This is a genomic window from Devosia sp. (assembly GCF_036563435.1).
Lineage (GTDB): Bacteria > Pseudomonadota > Alphaproteobacteria > Rhizobiales > Devosiaceae > Devosia.
The window spans coordinates 58,407-72,126 of sequence record NZ_DATCMJ010000013.1; the positions used below are offsets into that span (position 1 = coordinate 58,407).

Here is a 13,720-nt window from a genome sequence, read left to right on the forward strand (position 1 = left end):
ATGCACAGCGCTCCCCCAAGCTAACTCCATTGCACCGTTTTACTGCCTTTTTAACCAAGAACAAGGCGTAAGCCCCGACGCGGTTAGCAAAAGCTTGGTGCACTTGTATTCCTGCAACACCTTGCGAACCAAGGTTAACCGCGCCTTAACGCAGGATCCCGAAGTAGGCAAAGATGGTGTCGTTGAAGAGCGTGAACACCATGAGTGCAAGAACCACGGCAAAGCCGAAGCGAAACCCGATTTCCTGCACCTTCATGCTGAGCGGACGCCCCCGAACGGCCTCCACCAGATAATACAGAAGGTGACCGCCGTCGAGCATAGGCACGGGCAAAAGGTTGAAAATACCGATATTTAGCGACAGCAAAGCCATGAGGTTGATCAGGGCAACGATACCGAGGGTAGCAACTTCCCCGGAAACCTTGGCCACTTTGACCGGTCCGCCGAGCTGCTCGACATCGCCGCGCCCCACAAAGAAGTCGCCCAGGAAGGCTGCGGTGCGCTGGATGATGAACCGGATTTCGTCGACGGTCATGCCGATCGCCTCCACCGGCCCAGGCCGATAGAGACTCACGTCGGTCTCGGTGACGTCGCGACTGACGCCGATTCTGCCGATGCGCTGCATGTTGCCGAAGCGGTCTTCGACTTCGGCGACTTCCGGCACGATGACCAGCGTCTCAGTGGCGGCATTCCGTTCCACCTGGACCGTCACAGCGCGCGCCGGGCTGGTCGCCACCATCCGCTGGAAATCCTCAAAGCCGCGCACCGGGTAGCCGTCCACGGAAACGATGATGTCGCCCGGCAGGACGCCTGCGGCCTCCGCGACGGAACCGGTGACGACCTCCCCTACAACGGGAGGGATGGTGTAGCGGCCATAGCCGAGCAGCAAGGCGTAAAGAATGAGGAAGGTCAGCAGCACATTGGCGATCGGGCCCGCCGCAACGACAGCAATACGCTGCCAGACATTCTTGTTGGCAAAGAGATGCGGCGCCAATGCGGGGTCGACATCCCTGAGCGCCTCGGAATCAGGGACGCTGGCGGCGTTCATGTCGCCCACAAAGCGAACATAGCCACCCAGCGGTACGGCGGACAGCTTCCAACGTGTACCGTGCCTGTCGGTCCAGCCAAACAGCTCACGACCAAAGCCTATGGAGAAGGCCTGGATGGCGACGCCATTCCAGCGCGCGACCAGATAGTGCCCCATCTCGTGCACAAAGACGATGACCGTCAGCACCACAAGGAAGGGCACGACATAGGACAGCAGCCAGTAGATGAACTCGAACATGGTCTTCCTTGCTTGGCGAGACGCTGGGGCGTTCTACCAGAACAGCAGGCCCTCGGCGACCGCGCCAAAACCCGCATGGGATGCGCCGACGAGCAATACCAGCAAGACGCCAAATGTAAGGCTGTCGAGCCGGTCCATCAGGCCGCCGTGGCCGGGAATAAGGTCGCCGCTATCCTTGATGCGAAAATGCCGCTTGATGGCACTTTCGCAGAGGTCTCCCAGTTGCCCGAGCACGCTTATCGTCGCAGCGAGGAGCAGCCCGATCCACCAGGGAGAGTCCGTCACGGCCGTCCAGACCACGAGTCCGGCAACGGTGCCGAGGGCTAGGCCGCCAAGGGCGCCGGACCAGGTCTTGGAGGGCGATATCTCGGGTGCCAGTTTCTCGCCGCCGATCTGCCGTCCGGTGAAGAAGGCGGCCGAGTCGGTCATCCAGACGACGGTGCCGAGGAATACGCCGGCCAGGATGCCATGCCAGCTGTCGCCCCGCATGGCGAGGGCAGCGATGATGACGGCGCCATAGATGGCCAGGCCCAGAACCCGCCATGGCGCCGCCTCGCCACGCAGGGCCAGAGCGATCACTGCGGCCAGGACGATAGCGGCAAGGCTGCCGGCTGGCCCGAACAGGGGATAGATCAGCCCCGACAGGGCGACCAGCCCGATCAGCAGCATGCCGCCGGGGTTAAGCGGCGCCCGAGTCACCATGCGCTCCCATTCGCGGTAGGCACCGGCAAAAACAGCGCCAACGACGGCCGCGAAGACGTAGCTACCGACATAGAGGGCGCCAACGGTCAGGGCGATCAGAACAGCGGCGGAAAGGAGTCTTGGACCGAGATCCGACCAGGTACGGCGGCGCGTAGGGGACGTCTGGGAATCGCGCTGCAGGGGATCGCTCAAGGCCGTTTCGCCTCTATGCCGCCAAAGCGGCGATCCCTGAGGGCATAGGTCTCGAGGACCTTGATGAAGCTTGCCTCGTTGAAGTCCGGCCAGTTCTCGTCAAGGAACACGAACTCGGCATAGGCAGCCTGCCAGAGGAGGAAGTTGGATATGCGCTGTTCGCCGCTGGTGCGGATGATGAGGTCCGGATCAGGCAGGCCGGCGGTGTAGAGCGACGCAGCGATGCGCTCCTCAGTGATGTCGTCGGGGGTCAGGCGACCAGCGGCGACCTCGCGGGCCAGTTCCCGGGCGGCGTCGACAATCTCGGCCTTGCCGCCATAGTTGAACGCGACCACCAGGACGAGCCCGGTATTGCCGACGGTCTTGGCTTCGACATCGTCGATAAGGCGAACAAGGCTGGGCTCGAGTCCGGAGCGGCTGCCAATGATGCGCACCCTCACATTGTTGCGGATCAGCCTTTGCAGGTCGGACGCAACGAATCGGCGCAGCAGGTTGAAGATGAACGAGATTTCGTCCTTGGGGCGGGTCCAGTTCTCGGATGAGAAGCTGAACACCGTCACATAGGGCACGCCATAGTTGATGCAGAACTCAACCAGGTTGCGCAGGGCCTTGACGCCCTCGATATGCCCCTCGGTCCGCATCTTGCCGCGTGCCTTGGCCCAGCGCCCATTGCCGTCCATGATCACCCCGAGATGGGTGGGAATGCGCAGCCGCGGGCGCGGTGCGAGATCGACGGTTAGCGCTGGATCAATGGACATCTACGCCCTCCTGGCGCAGTGCAGCCGGCTCAAACCTGCAGGATTTCGGCTTCCTTGGCGGCAACCACCTGGTCGATTTCGGCGACGGCGGCATCGGTGGCCTTCTGGACCAGATCGGACTGCACGCGTGCATCGTCCTCGCTCAGACCGTCCTTTTGGGCCTTCTTGAGATCGTCCATGCCGTCGCGGCGGATGTGCCGCACGGCGACGCGGGCGGCTTCGGCATAGTTATGGGCAACCTTGGCCAGCTCCTTGCGGCGCTGTTCGTTAAGCTCGGGCAGCGGCACGCGGATGATCTGTCCCTCCCCCATTGGGTTGAGGCCCAGGCCGCTGTCGCGGATCGCCTTCTCCACGGCATTGGCCATGCCGCGGTCCCAAACCTGGACGCTGAGCATGCGCGGCTCGGGCACGGTCACCGTTGCCACCTGATTGAGCGGCATGCGCGAGCCGTAGGCCTCCACGGTCACCGGCTCCAGGAGGCTGGCGCTCGCCCGGCCCGTCCGCAGGCCTGACAATTCATCGCGCAGCGAACTGATCGACTTCTGCATGCGGGTTTTGAGGTCTGCGAGATCATAGGCCATGGGACGTCCTTCGAGGCTAGAGCGACTTGCCGACGCGGGTGGAGCGCGTGGTGCCGGAAAGCACCCCGGACAGGCCGGCCGCGTCGTCGAGCGCATATACGATTATCGGCATGGAGTTGTCGCGGGCAAGGGCAAATGCCGCGGTATCCATCACACGCAGGTTCTTTCCGATGACTTCGTCATAGCTGACGAAATCATAGCGGGTGGCATCGGGGTTCTTCATCGGATCGGACGAATAGACGCCGTCCACCTTCGTGCCCTTGAGCACCACGTCGCATTCGAGCTCGATGGCGCGAAGCGTCGAGGCGGTATCGGTGGTGAAGAACGGGTTGCCGATGCCGCCGCCCAGCACCACGACGAAGCCGTCTTCAAGCGCCAGCTTGGCGTCGCGGGCGGTAAACGTGTCGGCCACCGAGGGCATGGAGACGGCGCTATAGGGCTTGGACTTGGCACCCTGACGCGAAATGGCGTTGGAGAGCGCCAGCGCGTTGATCATGGTGCCGAGCATGCCCATCATGTCGGCAGTGACGCGATCGGTGCCGTCGGCAGCGCCCGCCATGCCGCGGAAGATGTTGCCGCCGCCGACCACGATGGCGATCTGCACGCCGCTCTTGGCGACATCTGCGATCTGCTTGGCGACGGCCTGAAGAAAGGGAGGTTCGATACCAAAGGAGTTGTCTCCTGCCAGCGCCTCGCCTGAAACCTTGAGGAGAATGCGTTTGTAGGCAGGCGCCATTGGCGAACCCCTTGGCTGGAATAACGGGCCGCGACCGAATCCGGACGCGCCGGGCAGACCCTATGGCATAACCGCTTCAAGCAGAAGGCGTTGCACCAGTGAAGATCGCTGTGGGTTGGCGCTCGATCCCGGCTAAATCAAGGCCTCGGGAGAGCAGCGAACGGGCCCGTGGGCCCGCTCGCACTATACGATGTTAGTTCTTGACGCCGGCCGTGGCGGCAACTTCGGCAGCGAAGTCGGTCTCGACCTTCTCGATGCCTTCGCCGAGCGCGTAGCGCACGAACTTGGTCAGCTTGATCGGCGCGCCGACATCCTTCTCGGCGTTCTTGATCGCATCGCGGACCTTGGTCTCGCCGTCGATCACGAAGGTCTGGGCCAGGAGCGTGACTTCCTCGAAGTACTTGCGCATGCGGCCATCGACCATCTTCTCGGCAATGTCAGCCGACTTGCCCGATTCCTTGACCTGCTCGAGGATGATCGCGCGTTCGCGGGCAACCACGGCCTGGTCGAGGTCTTCGGGGTCGATCGACAGCGGATTGGTCGCCGCGATGTGCATGGCCAGCTGCTTGCCCAGCGTCGAGAGCGCGGCCTTGTCGCCGGTCGATTCCAGCGCCACGAGGATACCGATCTTGCCGAGGCCCGGCTTGACGGCATTGTGGACATAGGATTCGACGACGCCGTCGCTGACCGAGACGGTCTCAGTGCGGCGGAGGTTCATGTTCTCGCCGATCTTGGCAATGGCTTCGGTCAGTTCGGCCGAAACGGAGTGACCCGAACCGGGGAACGGCATCTCGCCGAGCTTGACCACGTCGCCATCGGCGTCGAGCGAGAGCTTGGCGATCGAGGAAACGATGTTCTGGAACTGCTCGTTGCGGGCAACGAAGTCGGTTTCCGAGTTCACTTCCACGACGGAAGCCTTGGTGCCGGCGGTGGCAACGCCAACCAGGCCTTCAGCGGCAACGCGATCGGCCTTCTTGGCAGCCTTGGCAAGGCCACGGGTGCGCAGCCAGTCGACCGCTGCTTCCATGTCGCCATTGGTTTCGGCCAGTGCCTTCTTGCAGTCCATCATTCCGACGCCAGTCGAGTCGCGGAGCTGCTTGACCAGGCCTGCAGTAATTTCAACCATGATAATACCTTTCGGCGGCCCCTTCCCCGGGGCCGCATGGTTTCAGATCAGAACGAAATCCGTGTGACGGACTTAGTTTGCGGCAGCTTCTTCAGCCGGCAGGTCTTCAGCCGGAGCCGATTCCGAAGCGCCGAGGTCGGCACCGAGGCCAGAGGCCGAACGGGCGATACCGTCGAGGGCGGCCTTGGAAACCAGCGACACATAAAGCTCGAGAGCGCGCGACGCGTCGTCGTTGCCGGGAATGGCGTAGTCGACGGTGTCGGGATCGCAGTTGGTGTCGACGATGGCGATGACCGGGATACCCAGACGGCGGGCTTCCTTGATCGCGTTGGCTTCCTTGTTGGTGTCGATCACGAACAGGAGCGACGGCAGGTTGCCCATGTCCTTGATGCCGCCCAGGTCGCGCTCGAGGCGTTCCTGCTCGCGGGACATCATCAGGCGTTCCTTCTTGGTGCGCAGGGCCAGCTGGTCTTCGCCCATCGACTCCAGTTCACGCAGGCGCGCGATCGAGTTCGAGATGGTCTGCCAGTTGGTCAGCGTACCGCCGAGCCAGCGGGAGTTGACGAAATACTGCGCGGACTGCTTGGCAGCATCGGCCACCAGCGGCGCGGCCTGGCGCTTGGTGCCAACGAACAGCACGCGGCCGCCATCGGCAACGGTGTCCGAGATCAGCTGCAGCGCACGGCTCAGGGCCGGCACGGTCTGCGACAGGTCGAGAATGTGGATGTCGTTGCGAACGCCGAAGATGTAGCGTTCCATCTTGGGGTTCCAGCGGTGCTTCTGGTGACCGAAGTGAACGCCTGCTTCAAGCAGTTGACGCATAGAAAAATCGGGCAGTGCCATCTGGCTGCTCCTTGTTTACCGGTTGATGCCGCCACGAGGCCTCGCGGCGGAAACCCGCCACCGGATGGATCTCCGTTTCCGGAAAGCCTGCCTCGTGTGTGAGATCGCGTTGGCACGCAGCCATACGCAGGGGCGATATAGGGGAAGCGCCAGCAAAGAGCAAGGGGCGAGCCGAAGCGCCGCCTGGTTGCGGTTGTCGTGTCGTCCGGGTTCGCCCGCGGTCGAGCGATGGTGGCGAGGCGTCTGCCTCTTGGTTTGGTAGAGGGTAGTGAGGCAGGGCCCCGCCACCATGCCGGATTTGGCGCACACGCATCGAGCAATCCGCTTTGCGCCCGAGGAACGGCCTGCCATTCGAGCCCAGCTCTCCTGGCTTTTTGGCCTCAGATCTCCCCACCGGAGAGATCTGTCCTCGGAGCGACCCGGATTGGTGGTCAGCATCCATGCGTGAGCCTGGCGACCCAGGCTCCCCGGCTGTCTCTCCGCTCATCACTCGTCATGATCGCGCTCTGGCGGGAGATGAGGGGCATTGTGCCTGAGGAATCTGGGGCGGGGATAAGTTTTCAAGTTTGGGTGCTCAGCCCTACCCCCACCCAGCCTCCCCCTGGGAGGGGGAGGAGCCGATCGGGGGTGGGGCGGGATCGTGCCCTTGAGTGGAGTCGCCCCTCCCCCTTCAGGGGGAGGTTGGGTGGGGGTGGCGCCGCTTGCGGTGTGGGAGGAAGAATGGATTCCCGCCTGCGCGGGAATGACGTCGTGGTTGGAGTAGGCCAACTTCACGCCGCTGTTAGGGAACCGGCCCTACCCCCTTGTGCATTGTCGGAGCATAGACCCGCGCCCGTTCGCGGGGCCCAGGGTGAAAGCCCCGAAATGCGAGGGAGGATGGGCTTCGGGCTCGCCTCCCCCGTGCTTATGCAGCGATACGCAGACGGACCCTCAGGCGCTTGGCGCCGTCTGCTCCAGTCTCATCCAACTCGGCGATGCCACAAACCCGCAGCAGCTTGGACAGGCTTGCCGCGTGCTTTCGAATGTCGAATTTCTGCTCAGCAAGCCAGCTGCCAACAACGGCAACATCGGCCCATCCGCCCTGCTTGCTTACTCCAACTTCGATCGCCTCCTGCAGCAGGCGGAGATCCGCTGCACTCAGCGGCGCTTTGGACGGCAAGCTTACGGACTTTGTCGATTTCGTTGCAGAAACGACGGGCTGCCTGATCGGCTTGTTGACCGGTTGGGCGGGCTTCGGATGGGCGAGGTTTGCCCCCAGCACGATGAACCGGTCGCACGCCTCGGCAAAGGTTTGTGGCGCTTTCTGCTCTCCCATACCATAGACCTTGGCTCCGCCTTGCCTGATCCGCACTGCAAGAGCCGCGAAATCGCTGTCGCTGGAGACGATGCAGAAGCCATCGTGACGGCCGGAATGCAGCAGGTCCATGGCGTCTATGATCAGCGCGGTATCAGCAACGTCCTTGCCGGCGACATGATTGAACTGCTGCATGGGTCGCAGCGCGAGGCGGTGCAGGCAGGCCTTCCAGCCGGAAATGTCCGGCGCACTCCAGTCCGCGTAAACCCAACGGACAGTGCTCGAACCCAAGGCGTCAACCTGGCGGCAGATTTCGTCAGCCAAGGCATGACGAACGTTCTGCGCGTCAATAAGGACAGCCAGTTTCTTCAGATGCGTGCCAGCCATCGCGACCCCCTCCATTGCGATAGACAGCAATATTGTGGAGGCGTTGAGCCGCCGCTACTGGCGGTACTCGTTACTTTCAGGCGTGGTGTGCAAATGATGAAGCGAAAGCTTCAATGCAGCCGCACATCCGTCACGCCATCCAGGGCCTTGATGCCGCCGGCGATTTCGGCGGTGAGGCGGTAGCTACCGGGGAGTTCGATTTCGTATTCACGGGCGCCGCCGTCGCGGATGACGACGAAGTTGACGCTCCCCTCCCCGCCCCGCTTGAGCTGGGCGCTGATCGAGCCCAAAGCCTTGGTGTCGGCGGCAAAGATGGTAAGGCGGCGGTCGATCTTGTCCTCGATGCCGTCGAGCGGCTGGGCTGACAGGAGCCTGAGGCTGACGCCATCGGCGCGTTCGTCGGCACCGACCTGGAGGATCACCGATTTGCCGGGCTGCAGGATGGCGCCGAACTCGTTGATCTGCTCGGAAAAGGCGATGATCTCGAACGATCCGCTCTGATCGGAGAGCGTCAGGATCATCATCGGCGTGCCCTTCTTGGTGCGGCGATCCTGGCGGCTGCCGATCGTGCCGGCGAGGCGCCCGGCAGAAGCGCCGTCCTTGACCGCGCGCTCGAAATCGCTCCAGCGCTGCACACGCAGTTTCTCGAACAGGTCGGCATAGGCATCCAGCGGATGGGCCGAGAGGTGGAAACCGATGGCGGAGAGTTCGCGGTCGGCGCGCTCGGTAGTGGACCAGGCGGGAACACCGGCCGGCAAGCGCAAGGGCTCGGGCTCACCGGCGTCGAACATGTTCCACTGGCCTTCATTGCGCTCATGCGTCAGCGACTGCGCCATGCCCAGAACCGCCTCTATCGCGGCAAAGGCGACTTCGCGGCGCGGCACCAGCTCGTCGAAGGCACCGGCGTTGACCAGCGTTTCCAGCGTGCGCTTGGAAAGGATGCGCGGGTCGACGCGACGGGCGAAATCGCCGAGGTCCTTGAACGGCATGTTGCCGCGCGCCTCGACAATGTGCTCGGCGACCTGGCGGCCGACGCCCTTGACGGCACAGAGACCGTAGAGGATGCGCTTGTCCTTGACCGAAAACACCACTTCCGACTTGTTGACGCAGGGCGCCACGAGCTCGATCTTGTGGCGCTTGGCCTCGCTACGGAATTCGGCCAGCTTGTCGGTATTGCCCATATCGAGCGTCATCGAGGCCGCAAGGAATTCGTGCGGGTGATGCGCCTTGAGATAGGCGGTCTGGTAGCTCACCAGCGCATAGGTCGCGGCGTGCGACTTGTTGAAGCCGTAATTGGCGAACTTGGCCAGGAGGTCGAAGATCGTGTCGGCCTGCGCCTTTTTCAGCCCGTGCTTGATGGCGCCGTCCTGGAAGCGGACGCGCTGGGCGTCCATCTCGGCCTTGATCTTCTTGCCCATGGCGCGGCGCAGCATGTCGGCTTCGCCCAACGAATAGCCCGACAGGAGCTGGGCGATCTGCATGACCTGCTCCTGGTAGACGATGATGCCATAGGTCTCGTCGAGCACCTTGGCGAGGTCGGGATGGGGATATTCCACGTCCTCGGTGCCGTGCTTGCGGGCGTTGAAGGTGGGGATATTGTCCATCGGACCGGGACGATAGAGCGCCACAAGGGCGATGATGTCCTCGAAGCGGTCGGGCTTCATTTCGACCAGCGCGCGCCGCATGCCGGCGCCTTCCACCTGGAACACGCCGAACGTGTCGCCCCGGGCATAAAGGTCATAGGTGGGCTTGTCGTTGATGGAGATATCCTCGATGCGGAACGAGCCGCCGTCGAGATTGACCATGTTGACTGCGTACTGAATCGTGGTCAGCGTCTTGAGGCCGAGGAAGTCGAACTTCACGAGCCCCGCCGCCTCGCTCCACTTCATGTTGTATTGGCAGACCGGCATGTCCGAGCGCGGGTCGCGATAAAGCGGCGCCAGATCCTGCAGCGGGCGGTCACCGATGATGATGCCGGCGGCGTGGGTGGAGGCGTGACGGAACAGGCCCTCGAGGTTCCTGGCGATGGCGATGAGGTCGGCCACCGTTTCGTCGTCCTCTGCCATCTGCTTGAAGGCAGGAACCTCGTTCATGGTGCGCTCGATCGACCAGGGATCGGCCGGATTGGCGGGTACGAGCTTGCAGATGCGGTCCACCTGCCCATACGGCATCTGCAGCACGCGGCCGACGTCGCGCAGCACGGCGCGCGCCTGCAGCGTTCCGAAGGTGATGATCTGGGAGACCTGCTCGAAGCCGTACTTTCCCTGCACGTAGCGGATCACCTCTTCGCGGCGATCCTGGCAGAAGTCGATATCGAAGTCGGGCATCGACACGCGTTCCGGATTGAGGAAGCGTTCGAAGAGGAGGTTATAGGCCAGCGGGTCGAGGTCGGTGATGGTGGTGGCAAAGGCGACGAGCGAGCCGGCGCCCGAGCCACGGCCGGGACCCACGGGAATACCCTGCGATTTCGACCAACGGATAAAGTCCGCCACGATCAGGAAATAGCCCGGGAACTTCATCGACTGGATGATGTTGAGCTCGAATTCGAGCCGTTCCCAATAGTCCTGCTCCGTCTTGCCCGGAGCGGTACCCACGGTTTCGAGCCGCATGCGCAACCCGTCCTCTGCCATGGCGCGGAGGGCGGCGGCTTCGGCGGCCACGGCATCCTCATCGCTGAGGTCCGGCGCAGCGGCGAATTTGGGCAGGATCGGCTTGCGCGTCTGCGGCCGGTAGGAGATGCGCTGGGCGATCTCGACGGTGGAATCGAGCGCTTCGGGCAGATCGGCGAAGAGCTCGACCATCTCCTCGCGCGACTTGAAATAATACTGGTCGTTGAGCTTGCGACGCTCGGTCTGGGCGAGAACAGTGCCACCGGCAATCGCCAGGAGCGCGTCATGCGCCTCGAACTCCTTGACCGACTTGAAGAAGGGTTCGTTGGTGGCAACCAGCGGAATACCCTTGCGATAGGCGTAGTCGACGAGGCGCGGCTCGACGCTGAGCTCCTGCGGGCGGCCATGGCGCTGCAGCTCGATATAGAAGCGGTCGTCGAAGAGGTCGGCCAGCCGGTCGAGCCGGCGGATGGCATTGGCGTCCTGCCCCTGGGCGAAGGCCATGTCGATGGCGCCTTCCGGTCCGCCGCTGAGGCAGATCAGGCCCTCGAGCCGCTCGCGCGATAGCCAGTCGAGCTGGGCGCGCGCCGTGCCGCCGTCACCTTCGATATAGCTCTGAGAGACAAGGCGGGAGAGGTTGGCGAATCCCTCCTCCGTCTGCGCCATGAGGACGACGCTGGATTTGCCGGCCCAGGCGACGTGGCCGCGTTCGCTGACCCGCTCCTCGGCGGCAGCGAAATCGATGGCGAGTTCCACGCCCACCAGCGGCTGAATGCCCTTCTTGCTGGCCTTTTCAGAGAATTCGAGCGCACCGAACAGGTTGCCGGTGTCGGCTATGCCCAGCGCGGGCTGATTGTCCGCCGCGGCGAGCTTGAGCATGGTCTCCAGCTGCAGCGCGCCTTCCAGCAGCGAATAGGCGGAATGGACGTGAAGATGGATAAAGCCGGGACCGTTCATGAGCACCCTCTATCACCCGCGGGCGGCGATCCTCAAATCACTGCCGCGACAATCCACAGCGACGGTCACACGAGTCGGGCTACGATATCCATCCATGTGAGCGAGCCGACGGTGAAGGCACCCAGCGTGACAAAGGCGGCGAAGTCCTTGATAAAAGAAAGCATCTGCATCTCCCGTGTTGCTATAATGTTCTTATAAGTTCGTCGTTTGTTCTCGTCGAGGGCAATCAGCGGGAACAGCGGGGATTGCCTTTCCATGGTTAGCGAAGTGTTAGGAAAGGTTGAAAAGCCGTTGCTGCGGGCGGAGCCGTGCCCCGCCCGCGCTGGCCTTAGTGGCCGAGAAGGATTTCGGCGTCGTGCTTGTGGTGCTGGCCGAGGTCGTCAACGATGGTGGCACTGGCTTCGTTGAGGCCCTGCACGGTTACCTGCTTGCCCAGCTTGCGGAACTTGAACACGGCCTTGTCCAGGCTGGCGACGCTGGAAATATCCCAGATGTGGGCGTGGGTGAGGTCGATCACCACCTGCTCGGCGGGGTCCGCGAAGTCGAAGCTGTTGATGAACGATTCGGCGGAGGCGAAGAACAGCTGGCCGCTGATGTGGTAGATCCGCTGCTTGCCGTCCGGCGAGAGTTCGGTGGTCACCTCGACGATCTGCGCGATCTTCCAGGCAAAGAACACGCCGGAGAGGAGCACGCCCACTAGGACGCCGAGGGCGAGGTTATGCGTGCCGACCACGAAGGCGACAGTTGCCAGCATAACGAAGGACGATGAGCGCGGATGGGTGCGCAGGTTGAGGAGCGAGCGCCAGTCGAAGGTGCCGATCGATACCATGATCATGATGGCGACCAGGGCTGGCATTGGGATGATGCGCAGGAGATCGCCCAGCACCACCATCAGCACCAGGAGATAGGCACCCGCCAGAAAGGTCGAAAGACGCCCGCGCCCGCCCGAGGCGACGTTGATGCCCGACTGGCCGATCATGGCGCAGCCCGCCATGCCGCCGAAAAAGCCCGAGGCGATGTTGGCAATGCCTTGCCCGAAGCTTTCCTGCCGCTTGTCGCTCGTCGTGTCGGTCGCCTCGTCGACGATCTGCGCCGTCATCAGCGACTCGAGGAGACCCACCGCGGCCACGCCCACCGCATAGGGCAGGATGATCATGAGGGTGTCGAGGTTTAGCGGCACCTGCGGAATCAAAAGGTGAGGCAAGGCGCGCGGCAATTCGCCCATCTGCCCGACGGTATGGACATCGAGTTGGGCGAACCAGGCGATGATGGTGAGGACGATGATGGCCACCAGCGGCGACGGCACCAGCGTGGTGAGGCGCGGGAACAGGTAGATGATCAGAAGCGCCAGCGCGACCATTGGATAGGTCATCCACGGCACGCCCATCAGCTCGGGCAGCTGGGCCATGAAGATCAGGATGGCCAGCGCATTGACGAAGCCGGTCATCACCGACTTGGAGACGAAGCGCATCACCTGGTGGAGGTTGAGCCAGCCGGCACCAAGCTGGATGACGCCGGCAAGAAGCGTTGCCGCAAGCAGGTATTGCAGACCGTGCTCGCGTACCAGCGTGCCCATCAGGACGGCTGTGGCGGCGGTGGCGGCCGAGATCATGGCGGGACGACCGCCGACGAAGGCGATGACGATGGCGATCACCACCGAGGCATAGAGCCCCACCTTGGGATCAACACCGGCAATGATGGAAAAGGCGATGGCCTCGGGAACAAGGGCCAGGGCAACGACAAGGCCGGATAGCGCGTCGCCGCGAATGTTACCGAACCACTCGTGGCGGTATTGGTCGAGATTGAACATGAGGAGAAATCCAACAGGCGTCCCGCGCAGCACTGCACATCAACGGGAGGCAAGAAGTTGGTTGCCGAGGGATAGGCGCCCGGAGAAGCCACCCGGGTCAAAGCCCGAGTCCGACGAACGGGGCCTCTAATGCCGCAAAATGCCGAGTTCCGCAATCGCCGACGAATAGACTACAGCTGAGGCCGCGAGCAGCGGAACTGTTCGGGTGACCGCTTGCGACCCCATTCCCGGCCGTTGAGATCCGAACTCGATGTTCCTGTCAGCAGTCGTTTACAGAGGCTAATTGGTGAGCGCTCGTCGATCTTGGTTTGACGCTAGAGGTCGAAATAGGCGGTGCTAGCAAAGTTGAGGGGCTTACCCCTTGCTGTAGAGAGTGGTGACTTTCTGCACGCCAGCGATGCTGGTGTGTGTCACCCTCGCTCTTAGCCTCTGGGTGTCGCCTA

10 protein-coding genes and 1 other annotated feature are annotated in these 13,720 nt (G+C 62.9%); all 10 genes read right to left on the reverse strand.

All coding sequences use genetic code 11. The features are described 5' to 3' along the window. Positions 1-145 precede the first annotated feature (145 nt). Positions 146-1,282 (reverse strand): RIP metalloprotease RseP, encoded by a 1,137-nt coding sequence (gene rseP, locus VIL88_RS08105; RefSeq protein WP_331987614.1) that lies wholly within the window; start codon positions 1,280-1,282, stop codon positions 146-148. Positions 1,283-1,315: 33 nt separating this feature from the next. Beyond that, positions 1,316-2,176 (reverse strand): phosphatidate cytidylyltransferase, encoded by an 861-nt coding sequence (locus VIL88_RS08110; RefSeq protein ID WP_331987616.1) that lies wholly within the window; start codon positions 2,174-2,176, stop codon positions 1,316-1,318. Beyond that, positions 2,173-2,934: an isoprenyl transferase gene (locus tag VIL88_RS08115; protein ID WP_331987617.1), complete on the reverse strand. Its 762-nt coding sequence runs from the start codon at positions 2,932-2,934 to the stop codon at positions 2,173-2,175. Before VIL88_RS08115 ends, VIL88_RS08110 begins: the two co-directional genes overlap by 4 nt. 29 nt (positions 2,935-2,963) lie before the next feature. Next, positions 2,964-3,515: a ribosome recycling factor gene (frr, locus tag VIL88_RS08120; protein ID WP_331987618.1), complete on the reverse strand. Its 552-nt coding sequence runs from the start codon at positions 3,513-3,515 to the stop codon at positions 2,964-2,966. A gap of 16 nt (positions 3,516-3,531) precedes the next feature. After that, on the reverse strand, positions 3,532-4,251 hold the full coding sequence (gene pyrH, locus VIL88_RS08125) for a UMP kinase (protein ID WP_331987620.1): 720 nt from the start codon (positions 4,249-4,251) through the stop codon (positions 3,532-3,534). Between the two features lie 193 nt (positions 4,252-4,444). Next, entirely contained in the window at positions 4,445-5,377 is a 933-nt protein-coding gene (tsf, locus tag VIL88_RS08130) for a translation elongation factor Ts (RefSeq protein ID WP_331987622.1), read from the reverse strand. A gap of 72 nt (positions 5,378-5,449) precedes the next feature. Then, a complete protein-coding gene (rpsB, locus tag VIL88_RS08135; RefSeq protein ID WP_331987624.1) occupies positions 5,450-6,220 on the reverse strand; it encodes a 30S ribosomal protein S2 in 771 nt (256 codons plus the stop codon). A 904-nt stretch (positions 6,221-7,124) separates the two neighbouring features. Continuing rightward, on the reverse strand, positions 7,125-7,901 hold the full coding sequence (locus VIL88_RS08140; protein WP_331987626.1) for an NYN domain-containing protein: 777 nt from the start codon (positions 7,899-7,901) through the stop codon (positions 7,125-7,127). A 110-nt stretch (positions 7,902-8,011) separates the two neighbouring features. Then, a complete protein-coding gene (dnaE, locus tag VIL88_RS08145) occupies positions 8,012-11,467 on the reverse strand; it encodes a DNA polymerase III subunit alpha (RefSeq protein WP_331987629.1) in 3,456 nt (1,151 codons plus the stop codon). A gap of 328 nt (positions 11,468-11,795) precedes the next feature. Continuing rightward, positions 11,796-13,277: a SulP family inorganic anion transporter gene (locus VIL88_RS08150; RefSeq protein ID WP_331987630.1), complete on the reverse strand. Its 1,482-nt coding sequence runs from the start codon at positions 13,275-13,277 to the stop codon at positions 11,796-11,798. Between the two features lie 58 nt (positions 13,278-13,335). Continuing rightward, positions 13,336-13,392: a sequence feature (sul1 is cis-regulatory element that is thought to sense ions involved in sulfur or methionine metabolism; They are found in Alphaproteobacteria), on the reverse strand. Between the last annotated feature and the right edge of the window lie 328 nt (positions 13,393-13,720).

Bases quoted from the DNA above. Each gene is read 5' to 3' on its own strand.
- rseP (WP_331987614.1), bottom strand. From the start codon at position 1,282: ATGTTCGAGTTCATCTACTGGCTGCTGTCCTATGTCGTGCCCTTCCTT.
- VIL88_RS08115 (WP_331987617.1), bottom strand. From the start codon at position 2,934: ATGTCCATTGATCCAGCGCTAACCGTCGATCTCGCACCGCGCCCGCGG.
- frr (WP_331987618.1), bottom strand. From the start codon at position 3,515: ATGGCCTATGATCTCGCAGACCTCAAAACCCGCATGCAGAAGTCGATC.
- pyrH (WP_331987620.1), bottom strand. From the start codon at position 4,251: ATGGCGCCTGCCTACAAACGCATTCTCCTCAAGGTTTCAGGCGAGGCG.
- tsf (WP_331987622.1), bottom strand. From the start codon at position 5,377: ATGGTTGAAATTACTGCAGGCCTGGTCAAGCAGCTCCGCGACTCGACT.
- rpsB (WP_331987624.1), bottom strand. From the start codon at position 6,220: ATGGCACTGCCCGATTTTTCTATGCGTCAACTGCTTGAAGCAGGCGTT.
- VIL88_RS08140 (WP_331987626.1), bottom strand. From the start codon at position 7,901: ATGGCTGGCACGCATCTGAAGAAACTGGCTGTCCTTATTGACGCGCAG.
- dnaE (WP_331987629.1), bottom strand. From the start codon at position 11,467: ATGAACGGTCCCGGCTTTATCCATCTTCACGTCCATTCCGCCTATTCG.
- VIL88_RS08150 (WP_331987630.1), bottom strand. From the start codon at position 13,277: ATGTTCAATCTCGACCAATACCGCCACGAGTGGTTCGGTAACATTCGC.